Consider the following 16,160-nt stretch of genomic DNA (forward strand, 5'->3'; position numbering starts at 1 on the left):
CCGTGAACCAGATCAGACCCGGACCGCCGCACCTCTCACGCCAGACGCCGGCGCCGCGCGTCGGCCTGGAGGCGGACCTCGAGATTCTGGCGCGACTGGAAGGCAAGCCGCTGCCGACGGTCGTCGAGCTGGCCCAGATGTTCGACGTCTCCCAGACCACGGCTCATCGGATCATCGCCCGCTTCAAGCAGAGCGGCCTGCTTAAGTTGGTCGACCGGGTGCGGCTGCCCGACGATGTCTGCCACTGCATCGCCGACCTGCGCACGCGGTTGCTGGAGGTCCGGGACCTGGAGCAGTTCGAGGCTCGCCTGCGCAATGATCCCACCGTCTCGGCCGCCGCGGCTGTCACCGGCAAGCACAGCTACCGGGTCACGTCCCTGCATCGTGGCGTGGTCGAGGCGAACCTGTGGTTCAGGGCATTGCTGAACGAACCGGCCGTCATCGATGGCGCCCTGAGCTTCTTCCGACCGATCATCGACCGCCAGCACTACGCCCGCGCTTTGCTGGGCGACTAAGCCAGAACCGGCATGTCCTTCAGCAGCTTGTCCAGCGTGATCGGATACTCGCGCACCCGTACGCCGGTGGCGTTGTAGATGGCGTTGGCCACCGCCGCGCCGACCCCGCAGATGCCCAGCTCGCCGACGCCCTTCGCCTTCATCGGCGAAGACATCGGGTCGGTTTCGTCAAGGAAGATCACCTCTTGGTGCGGGATGTCGGCGTGGACCGGCACCTCGTAACCGGCCAGGTCGTGGTTGACGAAGAAGCCGATCCGCTTGTCGACGACCAACTCTTCCATCAGCGCCGCGCCGGCGCCCATGGTCATGGCCCCGATCACTTGGCTGCGAGCGGCCTTGGGATTGAGGATCCGGCCGGCGGCGCAGACCGCCAGCATGCGGCGGATACGGATCTCGCAGGTGGCGGAGTCGACGGCGACCTCCACGAAGTGGCCGCCGAAGGTCGACTGCTGATGGGTCTTGGCCAGGTCGCCGTATTCCATGGCGTCCTCGGCCATCACCGGCGCATCGGCCGCGGCCTGAACCAGCGGCAGGCTCTGGTTGCCGACCTTCACGCGGCCATCCGCGAATTCAGCAAGCGTGGGATCAAGGCCAAGCTTGGTCGCCACGGCCTCTCGCAGTTTCACACAGGCGGCGTAGACGCCCGCCGTCGAACTGTTGCCGCCCCACTGGCCGCCAGAACCGGCAGAAACCGGGAAGGTAGAGTCGCCCAGCTTCACCGTCACTTGGTGCAGCGGCACACCCATCATCTCAGCGGCCGTTTGGGCGATGATCGTGTAGCTGCCGGTGCCGATGTCGGTCATGTCGGTCTCGACCACGATCTGGCCGGTGTTCTCAAGCCGTACGCGGGCGGCGGACTTCATGACGAGATTGTTGCGGAACGCCGCCGCCACGCCCTGGCCGATCAGCCAGCGGCCATCACGGACGTGGCCGGGGCGGGCGCCGCGCTTGCTCCAGCCGAACTTGTCGGCGCCGGTGCGCAGGCATTCGACCAACTGGCGTTGAGAGAACGGACGGCCAGGCTTTTCCGGATCGACCTGGGTGTCGTTGATGACGCGCAGCTCGATGGGATCCATGCCCAGCTTCTCGGCCAACTCGTCGATCGCGATCTCCAGCGCCATCAGGCCCGGCGCCTCGCCAGGCGCGCGCATGGCGTTGCCCTCGGGAAGGTCCAGCGTCGCCAGCTTCATCTTCATCATGCGGTTGGCGCCGGCATAGAGCAGGCGGGTCTGCTGGGTAGCGGTCTCGGGGCCGCCGCCAGGCAGGTCGCCGGACCAGCTCTCGTGACCGATGGCGGTGATCTTGCCGTCCTGGGTCGCGCCCAGGCGGATGCGCTGGATCGTGGCTGGACGGTGTGTGGTGTTGTTGAACATCAAGGGGCGGGGCAGGGCGATCTTGACTGGCCGGCCAGCCGCCTTGGCCCCCAGCGCCGCCATGATCGCGTCGGCGCGGACGAACAGCTTTCCGCCGAAACCGCCGCCGATATAGGGTGAGACCAGGCGGACATTATCCTTGGGGATGCCCAGGGTCTTGGCCACGTCGCCCCGGCCCCAGGCGACCATCTGGTTGGCGGTCCAGACCGTAAGCTTGTCGCCCTTCCAGGCCGCGATGGTCGCGTGCGGCTCCATCATGGCGTGGGCTTGGTCGGGTGTTGTGTAGGTCTCGTCCAGCTTGACCGGTGCGTCGGCGAAGGCCTTGTCGAAGTCGCCGACCGTGGTGTCGGGATTGTCCTTGCCGGCTGGCGGCGCGCCGTCCTTGGCTGAGGCCAGGTCGAAGGCTCCCTTGGTGCGCTCGTAGTCGACCTTGATCAGGGCGGCGGCGGCGCGGGCCTGTTCGAAGGTCTCGGCGACGACCACGGCAACGGCCTGATGGTAGTGCTGGATCTCAGGCCCGCCCAGGAGGTTGGCGGTGTTGAAGTCGCCCTTGGTCAGCTTGCCCGCGGTCTGGGCCGTGACCACGGTCACCACGCCCGGAGCGGCCTTGGCGCGGCTGACATCCATGGCCCTGATACGGCCCTTGGCGATCGCCGAACCCAGGATGTAGCCGTAGGCGACGTTGTCCAGGGCGTCGTGCCGCTCATAGGCGTAGGGCGCGGCGCCGGTCGTCTTCAGCGGGCCGTCGATGCGGTCGGTGGGCTTGCCGATGACCTTCAACTGGTCGATCGGGTTGGTCGTGGCGGGGGTGTCGAACTTCATGGCTCTAGCTCCGCGCCTGGGCCATGGCCGCGCCCAGCGCGCGCTCGGCCAGGGTCAGTTTGAAGGCGTTCTGCGAGGTGGTCTTGGCGCCGGCCAGCAGCCGTTCGGACGCCGACTTGGCACCCCGCGGCAGGGCGCTTTCCGCCGCTTCGACCCGCCAGGGCTTGTGGGCCACGCCGCCCAGGGCGACCCGACCAGAGCCGTCCTTGTGCAGGATGGTCGCCACCGAGACGAGGGCGAAGGCGTACGACGCCCGATCGCGGACCTTGTGATAGGCGTGCACGCCGCCGACCGGCTTGGGCAGGGTGACGGCGGTGATCAGCTCGCCGGGCGTCAGGGCCGTCTCCACGTGCGGCGTGGTGCCGGGCAGGCGGTGGAGGTCGGCTATCGGGATGGCGCGTGTCACGCCATCGGGTCGGACGGTCTCGACGGAGGCGTCCAGCACCCGCATGGCCACGGCCATGTCGCTGGGGTGGGTGGCGATGCAGGCTTCGCTGGTCCCCAGCACCGCCAGCGACCGCGTGAAGCCGCCGATCGCCGAGCAACCCGCGCCAGGGGTGCGTTTATTGCAGGGCATGTTGGTGTCGTAGAAGTACGGACACCGGGTCCGCTGCAGCAGGTTTCCGGCCGTTGTGGCCTTGTTGCGCAGCTGGCCCGAGGCGCCGGCCAGCAAGGCGCGCGACAGGACGCCGTAGTCCTTGCGCACTCGCTTGTCGGACGCCAGGTCGGTGTTGCGCACCAGCGCCCCAATGCGCAGGCCGCCGTCCTTCGTGGCTTCGATCTTGTCCAACTTCAGGCCATTGACGTCGATCAGCCGGCGGGGCGTCTCGATCTCCAGCTTCATCAGGTCCAGGAGATTGGTGCCGCCAGCGATGAAGCGGGAGCTCGGTTCACGGGCGACGGCCGCGGCGGCCTCGGCCGGGGTACGGGCGCGTTCGTAGGCGAAGGCTTTCATGCCATTTCCCCCTTAGAGAGGCCTCCCGCGACGTCGCCGATCGCTTCGACGATGTTGGAATAGGCGCCGCAGCGACAGATGTTGCCGCTCATCCGTTCACGAAGTTCGGCTTCGGTCAGCTGGGGATCGGCGGTCAGATCGGCGGTGACGTGGCTGGGGACGCCGGCCTTGATCTCGTCCAGCACCGCCTTGGCCGAACAGATCTGGCCGGGCGTGCAGTAGCCGCACTGATAGCCGTCGTGCTTGACGAACGCCGCCTGCAGCGGGTGCAGCTTCTCGGGCGTTCCCAGGCCTTCGATCGTGGTGATCTCGTCGCCCTGGTGCATCACCGCCAGGGTCAGGCAGGAATTGATCCGCCGTCCATCAACGATGACCGTGCAGGCCCCGCACTGGCCATGGTCGCAGCCCTTCTTGGTGCCGGTCAGCTTCAGGTGCTCGCGCAGCGCGTCCAGCAGGGTGGTGCGGGTGTCGAGGTTCAGGGACCGCTTTTGGCCGTTCACCTTGAAGCTCACCGGCGCTAGGCTGGGCGCGTCGGACGGCGCCGCGCTGGCGGCGGCGGGCGCACTCACGATGGCGGCGGACGCCGCGCCCGTCGCCATCAGGTCGCGCCTCGAAAGGCTGAGGTCTTCAGTGTCGGCCATGTCATCCTCCGATCCTCCGCTGACGCCGCCAGTATAAGCGGCGAGGGCGGCCGGTGGTTGCCGCGCGCAGGTTCGGCTAGGCTAGCCGACGCTTTGAGCCGCGATTAGCGCGTTCTGTTCCACAGGTTCATGAATGCAATTCATCAATCCTGCCGTCTCCACGAGAGCGGCGATGGCCGATGAAACCTAACGGTCGTCCAGGAATTGCTCCGCTAACGCCACAGGCGACGCCAGTAGGAGTATCCCATGCCAGCTCCCCGAGGGATCGGAGCCACGCTTCTGCATCCTGTCCACGCTATCCTGTTTGCCTTTCCCCTGGCGCTATTTTCCTCGGGTCTAGCCTCCGACATCGCGTATCTGAAGAGCGCCACGGTCCAGTGGTCGAACTTCTCGGCCTGGCTGATCGCCGGCGGGTGCTTCTTTGGCGGTCTGGTTCTGGCCTGGGCGATCGTTGGCGCCATCTTCCCGGGGCGCGCCACGCGAGCGCGCGCGCTGATCTATCTGGTCGCCGTCGCCGTGATGTGGGGCGCCGGCCTGATCAACGCCTTCCAGCACAGCCATGACGGCTGGAGTTCGGTCGGCTCGACCGGCCTGACGTTGTCGATCGTTTCGACCCTGGCCGCCTTGTTCGCCGCCGTGGTCGGCTATTCTAGCCAACGCGTCGAGGGGATTGTCCGATGAGCGTGCGCTGGGTTCTCCTCGCCGCGGCGGCGATCACGTTGACGGCCTGTGGGCGCGGCGACCCGGGCCTGGACCAGACGGGGGCCGGCAAGCCGCCGTTGCCTGACCGTCAGGAAACCCTGCTGCCGCCGATGAAGATCGCCAAGCCAACCGGTTGGGGCGACGCGACGCCAATCGCGCCCAAGGGTTTCATGGTCACGGCCTTGGCGAAAGACCTGAAGATCCCGCGCCAGATGCTGGTGCTGCCCAATGGCGACGTGCTGGTGGCCGAGGGCTCGGGCGGCGCCCAGGCTCCCAAGGTTCGCCCCAAGGACATCATCGCCGGCTACATCAAGGCCAAGGGGAAGACCAAGGTGAAGGGCGGCAATCGGATCACGCTGCTGCGCGACGCCAACGGCGATGGCCGCGCCGAGACACGCGCGGTGCTGATCGATGGGCTGAATGCGCCCTACGGCCTGGCCTTCGTCGACGGCCAGCTCTACGTCGCCAACCAGGACGCCCTGCTGCGCTTTCCATACCAGCCGGGCCAGACCCGCATCACCGAGAAGGGCGTCGAGGTCACCAAGCTGCCCTCGCGGATCAATCACCACTGGACCAAGTCGCTGACCGCCAGCGCAGATGGGACCAAGCTTTATGTCGGCATCGGCTCGAACAGCAATGTCGGCGAGCGCGGCCTGGACGTCGAGGAAGAGCGGGCCGTGGTCTGGGAGATCGATCGCCTGACCGGCGCGCGTCGCACGATCGCCCACGGCATCCGCAATCCGACGGCCCTGGCTATCGAGCCCACGACCAGCGCCCTATGGGCCGTGGTCAATGAGCGCGACGAGCTGGGTCCACAATTGGCGCCCGACTATCTGACCGGGGTGCGCGATGGGGCCTTCTACGGCTGGCCCTACAGCTACTGGGGTCAGAACGTCGATCCGCGCGTGCGACCGCAGAAACCGGACTTGGTGGCCAAGGCCATCGTGCCCGACTACGCCCTGGGCTCTCACGTGGCGGCGTTAGGCGTCAGCTTCGCGCGCGATGGCGGCTTTGGAGGCGACTTCCGCGAAGGCGTGTTCGTCGGCGAGCACGGCAGTTGGAATCGCCAGGACCTAGCCGGTTACAAGGTCGTCTGGATACCATTCGCTGGCGGACATCCCAATGGTAAGCCCGTCGATTTTGTCACCGGCTTCCTGGACGGCAAAGGCCATGCGCGCGGCCGTCCGGTGGGCGTGGCCTTCGATCCGGCCAGGCGCATCCTGCTGATCGCCGACGATCTCTCCAACACCGTCTGGCGGGTCGCGCCAGCCCGCTAAGGGCCTTAGCCGAGCCGCCGCGTCGTGGAACAATGCGTTTGGGGCGCGGTCTGTCGTGTAACGCTTGACGCCTCCGCACATCCCGATAGAGCCGGCGTCAAGCTTCACCAGGGCGCGGACCTAATGCACGACTTCCCCGACGACATCTTCACCGAACCCGAGGACGTGGATCCGGACACCCTGGCCAACCTGGGTCCGCTGCGCCGCTTGGCCGGCGTGTGGGAGGGCATGAAGGGCGTCGACCTGAACCCCAAGGCCGACGGTCCCGAGCGCCGCGACTTCCTCGAGCGTATCGAGATGCAGCCGATTGACCCACAGGCTAATGGCCCGCAGCTGCTCTACGGCCTGCGCTATCACGTCCATATCGTCGCCTCCGACGAGGACACGACCTTCCACGACCAGGTCGGTTACTGGCTATGGGAGCCGGCTACGGGCTTGGTCATGCAGACCCTGGCCCTTCCGCGCGGACAGACAGCCCTGGCCGGCGGTCGCGCCCAGGAGGACGGGTCAAGCCTGATCGTGCGGGCCGAGCGTGGCAGCACAAGCTACGGCATCAGCTCGACCGACTTCCTGGAGTGGGCGTTTCGAACCGACTCCTACGAACTCGACGTGCGCTTCGAGGGCGACGACGAGTGGTCGTACACCTCGACGACCATGCTGCAGGTGCGGGGCAGGGCGGCGCCGTTCCGCCATATCGACCGCAATACTCTGCACAAGGTCGCCGAGCCGCGGCCCAATCCCTCCGCGCGGATCGCCGCCGGCCAGGTCAGCCTGGTCGAGGCGCATGGCTTCGTCTCGATCGCGCCACCTGAAAACGCCGGCTAAGCCCGTCGAACCCGGCAGCGGATCATCCCGCCGCTGCTGGGAAACGGCCGCGATTTCGCAACCGAGAATTTGCGCTTGTACGATAAATGCACCCCGGTTAAATAAAGCATATTAAATAAAAGATGCCGGGGGACGGTGAGGCGACGCATGTCGAACTCGCCGCAAACGGCGGCCCGCTTGGTCAACCGGCCAAGTGGCAGTTTTCAGGGGTGGAAACGTGAAGGCAATCAACAGGAAACGTGTGCTCTTGGCGTCGGCCGCGGCCCTCGCCTGGTCTGGCGTGCTGGTCGTATCAGCCCAGGCCCAGACAACCGCGGTCGGCGGCGATAGCGCTGTCGATCAAGTGACCGAAGTCATCGTGGTCGGCCAGCGCAAGGCGATACAGTCGGCGCAGGACCTGAAGAAGAACTCCGAGGAGATCGTCGACTCGATCACCGCCGTCGACATCGGCGGCCTGCCGGATCGTTCGGTCACCGAAGCGCTGCAGCGTGTTCCGGGCGTGACCATCGGCCGGACCAATCAACCCCGCGACGTGGACCGCCTGAACGCCGAAGGCTCGGGCATCCAGATCCGCGGCCTGACCTGGGTGCGTTCGGAACTGAACGGGCGCGACATGTTCTCGGCGCGTGGCGGCCGGGCGATCTCGTGGGAAGATGTCACGCCCGAGCTTTTCGCTGGCGTCGATGTGTACAAGAATCCGTCGTCCGACATCGTCGAAGGCGGCCTGGGCGGCACGGTCAACCTGCGCACCCGAATGCCGTTCGACCAGGCCGGCCGGCAGATGGCCTTTTCGGCCGACTACACGCGCGGCGATCTGCGCAAGGAGGGCACGCCGTCGGGCAGTTTCCTGCTCAGCGATCGCTTCGACACCAATCTCGGCGAGTTCGGCATGCTGGTCAGCATGTCCAGCTCGAAGCTGAAGACGGCCGTCAACACCATCGCTGTCGATCCGTACAACGCCCACGGCGTGGGCGTGCAGTCGTCGTACGACGGCGGCTCGACCTTCAACTTCAACGGCGACAATTCGATCGTCGGCCAGGGCAAGAGCCGGGTCTTCGTGCCTGTCGGCGTGCAGTACCGCAACAACGAGCAGGACCGGAACCGCAACGGCTTCTACGGCGCGTTCCAGTGGCGTCCGAACGACAACCTGGAACTCTACACCACCCTGTTCCGCACCGAGGCCAAGCAGACCTTCCAGGACCGCTTCGCCCAGACCTCGGCCTGCTGTTCAGCGACGAACAACCAGTCGTTCGTGGTCGGTCCGGCCAGCGGGACCTCGTTCACCTTCGACTCGGACGGCAACTTCCTGAAGGGACAGCTGGTCGACGGCGGTGGCGGCGGCAACGGCGTGGCCAACTCGTTCCTGCTGAACCTGGGCACTCGCTACGGCACGGTAAAGGACAACACCAACGACGTCTCGGCCGGCTTCAAGTGGTCGAACGACCGCTGGCTGGTCACCGGCGACCTGCAATATGTCTATTCACACCGCGAGGGCACGGACCTGACGGTCTACAACACCGTCACCCTGGCGGGGGGCTTTGGCCTGGATCTGACCGGCGAGTTGCCGAAGATCACCATGGCCAACACCACCTCGACCCCATCGGCGTTCAACCTGTACGCCGCGATGGATCACCTCGACGACAACGACGCCCGCGAATATTCGGGCAAGTTCGACGTGACCTATGCATTCGACGAGGACAACTGGCTGAAGGACCTGAAGTTGGGCGTCCGGGCCACCTCGCGCGACGCAACCTCGCGCGACGCGGGTTACAACTGGAACCTGATCTCAGCGCCCTGGGCCACACGGGTCACCGCCACGGCTGACAAATATACCCAGCACCAGGACACGGTCAGCTTCGACAACTTCTTCAAGGGCGACCTCAGCGTTCCCGGCCTGATCATGCCGTCGTTCGACCTGGCCAAGAGCCCGCAGGCGCTGGCCGCCTATTTGAAGACCGTCGTGTGGAACGGTCCGATCCCCGGCGGTGGCCCAGCCTATAACGACGGCGAATACGGCTACTATCCGCCGGGCGGCCCCAACGGCACGATCCCGACCTGGTCGCCGGCCGGCGGGACCTACAGCCCGTTCACCCAAGGCACCCTGATGAGCTACATGCCCATCTGGGCCGCGCCGACGGGCAGCATCAGCTATTGGCAGCCGCTGGGCGACGTGAACTCCAGTTTCCTCAGCTCGGGCGGGCGCGGCGTCAACCGCCAGTGGGAGAAGACCGAGGCGGTCTACGCCAAGGCCCGCTTCGGCGGTGACCTGCCCTTCGAATGGGGCGACAGGGCCATGAGCTGGGACGGCAATATCGGCGTGCGCGTGGTGCATGCGTCGACCGAAGGCCAGGGCTTCGGCACGGTCGGGTTCATCGACGCATCTCAGAAACGCTTCGCCTCGCCCACGGCCCAAGCCAAGATCGACTTCGCCGACGGCAAGCCGTTCGCCTCGGTCGGCAAGACCAACTACACCAACGTGCTGCCCAGCCTGAACTTGCGTCTGAAGGCCAAGGAAAACCTGTTCCTGCGTTTCGCGGCGTCCAAGAACATCGTCCGGCCGGACTTTTATCAGCTGGACCCCTCGGTCAACATGTCGGCCACGCTGCAGTCGCGCAACGCCACGGCCGCCGATGGTATCATCAACGCCCAGACCGGCGCGGCCTACACCCAGGCCCAGCTCGACGCGGCCGCGGCCGGCGGCTCGCCCGTGCAGTACCACAGCGACGTCGCCTTCGGTTTCTACTCGGGCAATCCGAACCTGAAGCCCATGCGCTCCAACTCGTTCGACCTGTCGGGCGAGTGGTACTTCAAGGGCGGCATGATGGCGCTCGGCGCCTTCCACAAGGACGTCTACGACTACATCCAATCGACCCCGACCCTGGCGACGATCACCAAGGCCGATGGCAAGTCCGTCCAGGCCGTCGGCACGATTCCGCAGAACCTGGGCCACGGTAAGGTCTATGGCCTCGAGTTTCAGTACCAGCAGTACTACGATTTCCTGCCCGGCGTGTTCGGCGGCCTGGGCACGGAATTCAACGCGACCATGCTGGAAAGCCGTGGCACGCAGAACGTCACCAGCAGCGTCACCGACTCCTCGCAGATCAATGCTTCGAAGCTGGACCTGCCGCTGGAGCAGCTGTCGCGCTACACTTACAATGCGACGCTACTCTACAGTAAGTACGGCATCGACGCCCGCCTGGCCTACAACTGGCGCTCGCGTTACCTGATGAGCGCCTCGGCCTCGAACCTGATGGTGCCAGTCTACGCCAAGGCCTACGGCCAGCTGGACGGCTCTGTGACCTACGGTCTCACCCCGCAGGTGAAGGTCGGCCTGCAGGTCGTGAACCTACTGAACTCGCGCTACGACTTGGAGATGGACCAGCGGGACAGCTGGTACCTGGGCACGCAGGGGAACTTCTCGAAGTCCCTGGTCCGCACCCACAGCTGGACCGTCAGCGACCGCCGTGTTTCGTTCATCGTGCGCGGGACCTTCTAGGCCCCGTAACCCCGCCGGCGCGTCGCCGGCGGGGATCTTTTGATTGAACGAAGGCGGCATGGAAAACGCGGGAAAGATCTCTCACCTGGTCATCGTCGGCGGCGGTACGGCCGGATGGATGTCGGCTGCGTTTTTCTCCAAGGTCTTCACGCCGCAGCAGATGCGGATCACCCTCGTCGAGTCGGCCGACATCGGCACGGTTGGGGTAGGCGAGGCGACGATCCCGCCGATCACCTTCTTCAACCAGGTCGTGGGCGTGGACGAGCGGCGGATGCTGACGTCCACGCAGGGCACGTACAAGCTGGGGATCGAGTTCGTCGGCTGGGGCGATCCCGGCGAAGCCTACATGCACCCGTTCGGCAATTACGGCCCGCCGATGGACGGGGTGTCGTTTCACGCCTTCTGGCTGCGGGCGCGCAAGCTGGGCTACCAGGCCGACCTCTCGGAGTTCTCGCTGAGCTGCGTGGCGGCCAAGGCCGGCAAGTTCGACTGGCGCGTGGAGGATCCTCGCGACCCGCGCGCGGCCATGGCCCACGCCTATCATTTCGACGCCTCGCTCTATGCCAAGCTGCTGCGTGAGGTCGCGGAGGGCAGGGGCGTCAAGCGGGTCGAGCGCACGATCCGGGGCGTGAACCTGGACCCGATGGACGGCACGATCGCCTCGCTGGCGCTGGACGGCGACGAGACGCTGGCGGGCGACTTTTTCGTCGACTGCTCGGGCTTCCGAGGGCTGCTGATCGGCGACGCCCTGGGCGTTGGCTATGACGACTGGTCCGAGTTCCTGCCGGCCAACCGCGCCGTGGCCGTGCCGACCGCGCGCTACGAGGACCCGATCCCCTATACCCGCGCCACCGCCGACACGGCCGGATGGCGCTGGCGCATCCCGCTGCAGCACCGCACCGGCAACGGCTATGTCTATGTCAGCGACCACATCAGCGACGACCAGGCCGCCGATGACCTGCTGGCCGCCCTGGCGCGCGAGCATCCGGGCAACAAGATCCTGGGCGACCCGCGTTTCCTGCGGTTCACCACCGGTCGACGCAAGGTGTCGCGGTTCAAGAACTGCGCGGCGATCGGCCTGTCGAGCGGTTTCCTGGAGCCCCTGGAGTCCACCTCGATCCACCTGATCCAGCACGGTTTGATCAAGCTGGCCGGCAGCTTCCCGCTGGCCAAGATCGATGCGCCGGTCTCCGACCTCTACAACCAGATGATGGGCGAGGAGATGGAGCAGATCCGGGACTTCCTGATCTACCACTACCACGCCAACCGCCGCGTCGGTCAGCCTCTGTGGGACCGCATGCGCCACATGACGATCCCGGACTCGCTGAAGCTCAAGATGGACCTGTTCCGCACCCGGGGCGCGACCATCTTCCCCAACCAGACCATCTTTCAGGAGCCGAACTGGCTGGCGATCATGGTCGGCCAGGGCGGCGAGCCCGAGGGCTTCGATCCGCTGGCCGGGCTGATGGACGAGCGCCGGATGGCCGAGCGACTGCAGCATGTGCGGACCGCTTGCCGCCAGGCCGCCGCTCGGATGCCGACCCACGCCAGCATCCTCGAACGCGTCGCCGCGCGCGACCCCACGAAAGGAACCGTTGATGCCTAGGCCATCCAAGCGTCTGATCGCCTTGTTGGCGGCCGCCGCGCTGGTTCTTCCGTCCGCCGTGATGGCGGCCGACAAGGATCCGCCGCCGCGAGTCGCCAACGGCCTGGCCCAGACGCCGCCGATGGGCTGGAACAGCTGGAACAAGTTCGCCTGCAATATCGACGAGGCCACCGTCCGCCGTGTCGCCGACGCCATGGCCTCGAACGGCATGAAGGAGGCCGGCTACCAGTACGTCGTGATCGACGACTGCTGGCACGGCCCGCGCGACGCCGGCGGCTTCATCACCTACGACGCCAAACGCTTTCCCAGCGGCATCAAGGCGCTGTCGGACTATGTCCATGCCAAGGGACTGAAGTTCGGCATCTATTCCGACGCCGGCCGGCTGACGTGCGGCGGTCGTCCCGGCAGCCAGGGCCACGAGTACCAAGACGCCAAGACCTACGCCTCATGGGGCGTCGATTATCTCAAATACGACTGGTGCTCGACGGGCACGCGCAATGCCGAGGAAGCCTACACCCTCATGGCCGACGCTCTGCGCGAGACCGGCCGCGATATCGTCTTCTCCATGTGCGAGTGGGGCACGGCCAAGCCGTGGCTGTGGGCCAGCGCGGTTGGCAACCTGTGGCGTACGACCGGCGACATCACCGACAAGTGGGACGGCAAGCACGACTATTCGTTGGGCGTGCTGCGCATCCTGGACCTGAACGAGCCGCTCCATCCGTTCGCGGGGCCTGGCCACTGGAACGACCCGGACATGCTGGAGGTCGGCAATGGCGGGCTGACCGCGACGGAGTACCGTTCGCACTTCAGCCTGTGGGCCCTGATGGCCGCGCCGCTGATCGCCGGCAATGACGTGGCCAGCATGGACAAGGACACGCGCGACATCCTGCTGAACAAGGAGGTCATCGCGGTGAACCAGGACCGGCTGGGCGTCCAGGGCCGCCGCGTGCGCGACGACGGCGACCTGGAGGTCTGGTCCAAGCCCCTGGCCGACGGTAGTCGAGCGGTGATCCTGTTCAATCGCGGCGAGGCGGCCAAGTCCATCGCGGTGGACTGGACCGAGCTCGGTTACCCCGCGACTTTGAAGGCCCAGGTGCGTGACCTGTGGGCGGGCGAGGACCTGGGGGCGATGAAGGGCCGGTTCGTCGCGACCGCGCCATCGCACGGCGTGGTCATGGTCCGCATCACACCCTAGCCAGTTTCGTTTTTCATCCTTGTTTTTCCAACCACGCTGACGCGAGGGCGGGCTCCGCCATCTGCGCGATCGAGGTTCTAGTAGTGATCCAGATTGGTGTCGATTTCGGCGGGACGAAGATCGAAGCGGCCGCCCTGGCGCCCGAAGGTGGGGTAGTCGTCCGTCGCAGGACGTCCACGCCGGCGACCTACGACGCCGCCCTCGCGGCCGTCCGTGAGCTGGTGGAACGGATCGAAGCCGAGACCGGTCAGCGCGGAACGGTCGGCGTCGGCGCGCCCGGCTCGGTCTCGCCGCGCACCGGCATGATGCGCAACGCCAACGCGGTCTATCTCAACGGCCGTCGCTTCCGGGAGGACCTAGCCCAGGCTTTAGAGCGACCGGTGCGCCTGGCCAATGACGCCAACTGCCTGGCCCTGTCGGAAGCCGCCGACGGCGCGGCGGCCGGCGCGCGCGTGACCTTCGCCATCATCCTGGGTACTGGCTGCGGCGGCGGGCTGGTCGTCGATGGACGGCTGGTAGAGGGCGGTGATGGCGTTGCCGGGGAGTGGGGACATATACCCTTGCCCTGGCCGAACACGGACGAGACGCCCGGCCCGGACTGCTGGTGCGGCCAGAAGGGTTGTCTGGAGACTTGGGTCTCGGGCACGGGCCTGCGTCGCGACTTCACGACGCGCACGGGGCGTGAGCTGGATGGCGCGGCCATCGTCGCGGATGCTCTGGCCGGCGACACGGAAGCCGCCGCTGCTTTCGATCGCCTGGTCGACCGCCTGGGGCGAGCCATGGCGTTGATCTGCAACATCGTCGACCCCGACGTCTTCGTGCTGGGCGGCGGGCTTTCGAACGTCGAGGCGCTGTACGCGAGGCTGCCGGGCGTGATCGGGCCGCGCATCTTCTCGGATGCTTTCTCGGCCAAGATCGCGCCAGCGCGCTGGGGCGACAGCTCGGGCGTGCGCGGCGCGGCCCGCCTATGGGCGCCGGGTGAAGTCTAGACCTGCGCGGTGTTGCGCAGCACCGAACGCACCGGCAGATAGCGGGCGATGATCGGCAGGATCGCCGCGCCGAGAGCTGGAGCGTCGGCGGCCAGGGCGGCGTGGCGCACCGGGGCCATGGCCAGGGCCAGGTTGCGGGCGGACAGCTTGTCGTTCACGGCCTGGGCCAGGCGATCGATCAGCGAACCGGGCAGGCGGCCGCCGATGAACACGGCCTGGGGATCGATCAGGCAGCTGATCGCGACCAGCGGGTCGCACAGCCGCTCGGCCGCCACGTCCAGCCAGGCGTCGACCCGCTCACGGCCTTCCGGCGGCAAGTCGGCGAGCGCGGCCGGATCGGCCGGGGCCAAGTCGCCCAGGGCCTCGTTCAGCGACGACAGCGAGACGAAATCCTCCAGGGTCGCCGAGCCCGAGGCGCCGATGGGCAGGAAACCCAACTCACCGCTGCGGCCATGCGCGCCACGGAAGTACTCGCCGTCGACGACGAGGCCGCCGCCCAGACCCGAGCTGACCAGCATGTAGAAGAAGCTGGGATTGTGCATGCCGTGGCCGAAGTGCAGCTCGCCCAAGGCGGCCGCGGCGGCGTCGTTCTCGACCATGATCGGCCAGTCGTGGCCGCGCGAGAGCAGGGCGCGGATGTCGACCGTGTTCCAGGCCTCGTAGTCCGTGGGGCGATGGGGCAGGTCGCCCTTGGCCAGGTCGTCGGGCACGGCCACGCCCATGCCGATGATGCGGTTGGCCTGGACGCCCTTCAGCCGCCGGAAGGCCTTGCGATGCTGCTCGAAGAACTCGGCGACCTCATCGGGGCTGGCGAAAGCGATCTCGCGCGAGGCGCGGGCGCGGATCTTGCCAGCCAGATCCAACAGCACGATCGTGACGTGGTCGCGGTCGATATTGAGACCGATCGAGTAGCAGCCGTCTGGATTGACCGTGAAGGTCATGGCCGGCTGGCCCCGGGCGCCGTGCAGCTTGCCCGCCTCGACGATCAGGCCTTCTTCGATAAGCCGGTTGGCGATGTTGGTGATCGCCGGAACCGTCAGGCCCGTATAGGTAGCGACTTCCTGCTTGGTCTTCGCCAGGCCGATGCGGATGGACTGCAACGCGACGCGCTGATTGTAGTCACCGGCCCGTTCGATATTGGTGCCGGACAAACTGGTCCGGTCGTCATGCGGCTTGCGAGGGCGCCGGCTTTGCGCATCGGACATGGTCGCGCTGTCTCTCCTGGGGTTGGAAGCGATACCATTCGTCCGGCGTTTAAGAAAACCGCTTTTATTATTTGTCCGCCAAGCCAAGCGCTTCGGGAGTTTGGGGGGCGACTTTCGTGTTTTGGAAATGATTAACCGCGAACCTTGGGCGTTCTTTAGGGCTTAGGCCCGATAACCATCCTCACAAGTTCGGTTCCAGAAGGAATGGGTGGGTATGAAACTCTCGATCGCTTTCGCCGCGGGTCTCGCTGGCAGCTTCTTCGTCGCTCAGGCCGCTTCGGCCGCTGGTGGTTTCGAAGATCAGATGGGCCGCTGCCTGCAGCAGTTCGCCAACACCCGTGACGCCGCGCAAGTGATGCTCGAGTGCAACGCCGCCGACGGCAAGCTGTCGGACTGCAAGGTCGTCGACAACAGCGCGGCTGGTAAGGGTTTCGACAAGGCCGCCATGTGCATCGCCGAGAAGCTGCCGATGGGCGCCAAGACCGGTTCGGTGAAGGTCCCCTTCCGCTTCCCGGGCGGCGCGTAAGCTTCAACGTTTAGCGCTATACGCAATCGCCCC

Annotated in this window: 13 protein-coding genes; 9 read left to right on the forward strand and 4 right to left on the reverse strand. The window is 66.5% G+C overall.

Annotated elements, in window-relative coordinates; genetic code table 11:
- The first annotated feature begins 2 nt into the window (after positions 1–2).
- Positions 3–515 carry a winged helix-turn-helix transcriptional regulator gene (locus ACW173_RS17985; protein WP_492081456.1) on the forward strand — a complete coding sequence of 171 codons (513 nt, stop codon included), beginning with the start codon at positions 3–5 and terminating at the stop codon, positions 513–515.
- Here ACW173_RS17985 and paoC read toward each other — a convergent pair.
- From paoC to paoA, 3 genes are read right to left on the reverse strand one after another with little or no spacing between them, the layout of a single operon-like run.
- Positions 512–2,710 carry an aldehyde oxidoreductase molybdenum-binding subunit PaoC gene (paoC, locus tag ACW173_RS17990; protein WP_492081457.1) on the reverse strand — a complete coding sequence of 733 codons (2,199 nt, stop codon included), beginning with the start codon at positions 2,708–2,710 and terminating at the stop codon, positions 512–514. The two genes, ACW173_RS17985 and paoC, sit on opposite strands and share 4 nt — an antisense overlap.
- 4 nt (positions 2,711–2,714) lie before the next feature.
- Positions 2,715–3,665 carry an FAD binding domain-containing protein gene (locus ACW173_RS17995; RefSeq protein WP_492081458.1) on the reverse strand — a complete coding sequence of 317 codons (951 nt, stop codon included), beginning with the start codon at positions 3,663–3,665 and terminating at the stop codon, positions 2,715–2,717.
- Positions 3,662–4,306: an aldehyde dehydrogenase iron-sulfur subunit PaoA gene (paoA, locus tag ACW173_RS18000; protein ID WP_492081459.1), complete on the reverse strand. Its 645-nt coding sequence runs from the start codon at positions 4,304–4,306 to the stop codon at positions 3,662–3,664. Before paoA ends, ACW173_RS17995 begins: the two co-directional genes overlap by 4 nt.
- A 246-nt stretch (positions 4,307–4,552) precedes the next feature.
- On the opposite strand from paoA, the gene ACW173_RS18005 reads away from it, so the two are divergent.
- From ACW173_RS18005 to ACW173_RS18035, 7 genes are all read left to right on the forward strand, one after another.
- Positions 4,553–4,987, forward strand: a complete 435-nt coding sequence (locus ACW173_RS18005; protein ID WP_492081460.1) for a DUF2231 domain-containing protein — start codon at positions 4,553–4,555, stop codon at positions 4,985–4,987.
- Entirely contained in the window at positions 4,984–6,285 is a 1,302-nt protein-coding gene (locus tag ACW173_RS18010) for a PQQ-dependent sugar dehydrogenase (protein ID WP_492081461.1), read from the forward strand. The genes ACW173_RS18005 and ACW173_RS18010 overlap by 4 nt, the downstream gene beginning before the upstream one ends.
- A 123-nt stretch (positions 6,286–6,408) precedes the next feature.
- Positions 6,409–7,110 carry an FABP family protein gene (locus ACW173_RS18015; protein WP_492081462.1) on the forward strand — a complete coding sequence of 234 codons (702 nt, stop codon included), beginning with the start codon at positions 6,409–6,411 and terminating at the stop codon, positions 7,108–7,110.
- Between the two features lie 247 nt (positions 7,111–7,357).
- On the forward strand, positions 7,358–10,606 hold the full coding sequence (locus ACW173_RS18020) for a TonB-dependent receptor (protein WP_492081463.1): 3,249 nt from the start codon (positions 7,358–7,360) through the stop codon (positions 10,604–10,606).
- Positions 10,607–10,664: 58 nt separating this feature from the next.
- Positions 10,665–12,212, forward strand: a complete 1,548-nt coding sequence (locus ACW173_RS18025) for a tryptophan halogenase family protein (RefSeq protein WP_492081464.1) — start codon at positions 10,665–10,667, stop codon at positions 12,210–12,212.
- On the forward strand, positions 12,205–13,407 hold the full coding sequence (locus ACW173_RS18030) for an alpha-galactosidase (RefSeq protein WP_492081465.1): 1,203 nt from the start codon (positions 12,205–12,207) through the stop codon (positions 13,405–13,407). The genes ACW173_RS18025 and ACW173_RS18030 overlap by 8 nt, the downstream gene beginning before the upstream one ends.
- A gap of 83 nt (positions 13,408–13,490) precedes the next feature.
- Positions 13,491–14,396 (forward strand): ROK family protein, encoded by a 906-nt coding sequence (locus ACW173_RS18035; RefSeq protein ID WP_492081466.1) that lies wholly within the window; start codon positions 13,491–13,493, stop codon positions 14,394–14,396.
- On the opposite strand, the gene ACW173_RS18040 is transcribed toward ACW173_RS18035, so the two are convergent.
- The gene (locus ACW173_RS18040) at positions 14,393–15,601 is read right to left on the reverse strand and encodes an ROK family transcriptional regulator (RefSeq protein ID WP_492081467.1); all 1,209 of its coding nucleotides are present in this window, start codon (positions 15,599–15,601) and stop codon (positions 14,393–14,395) included. The two genes, ACW173_RS18035 and ACW173_RS18040, sit on opposite strands and share 4 nt — an antisense overlap.
- Before the next feature lie 214 nt (positions 15,602–15,815).
- Between ACW173_RS18040 and ACW173_RS18045 the strand changes: the two genes are divergently transcribed.
- The gene (locus ACW173_RS18045) at positions 15,816–16,127 is read left to right on the forward strand and encodes an energy transducer TonB (protein WP_223390649.1); all 312 of its coding nucleotides are present in this window, start codon (positions 15,816–15,818) and stop codon (positions 16,125–16,127) included.
- The last annotated feature ends 33 nt before the right edge of the window (positions 16,128–16,160 follow it).

The organism is Caulobacter sp. ALps2 (genome assembly GCF_058681635.1).

Coding starts and splice junctions, on each gene's coding strand:
- paoC (WP_492081457.1), bottom strand. CDS start 2,710: ATGAAGTTCGACACCCCCGCCACGACCAACCCGATCGACCAGTTGAAG.
- ACW173_RS18030 (WP_492081465.1), top strand. CDS start 12,205: ATGCCTAGGCCATCCAAGCGTCTGATCGCCTTGTTGGCGGCCGCCGCG.
- ACW173_RS18010 (WP_492081461.1), top strand. CDS start 4,984: ATGAGCGTGCGCTGGGTTCTCCTCGCCGCGGCGGCGATCACGTTGACG.
- ACW173_RS18015 (WP_492081462.1), top strand. CDS start 6,409: ATGCACGACTTCCCCGACGACATCTTCACCGAACCCGAGGACGTGGAT.
- ACW173_RS18040 (WP_492081467.1), bottom strand. CDS start 15,601: ATGTCCGATGCGCAAAGCCGGCGCCCTCGCAAGCCGCATGACGACCGG.
- ACW173_RS18045 (WP_223390649.1), top strand. CDS start 15,816: ATGAAACTCTCGATCGCTTTCGCCGCGGGTCTCGCTGGCAGCTTCTTC.
- ACW173_RS18005 (WP_492081460.1), top strand. CDS start 4,553: ATGCCAGCTCCCCGAGGGATCGGAGCCACGCTTCTGCATCCTGTCCAC.
- paoA (WP_492081459.1), bottom strand. CDS start 4,306: ATGGCCGACACTGAAGACCTCAGCCTTTCGAGGCGCGACCTGATGGCG.
- ACW173_RS18025 (WP_492081464.1), top strand. CDS start 10,665: ATGGAAAACGCGGGAAAGATCTCTCACCTGGTCATCGTCGGCGGCGGT.
- ACW173_RS17995 (WP_492081458.1), bottom strand. CDS start 3,665: ATGAAAGCCTTCGCCTACGAACGCGCCCGTACCCCGGCCGAGGCCGCC.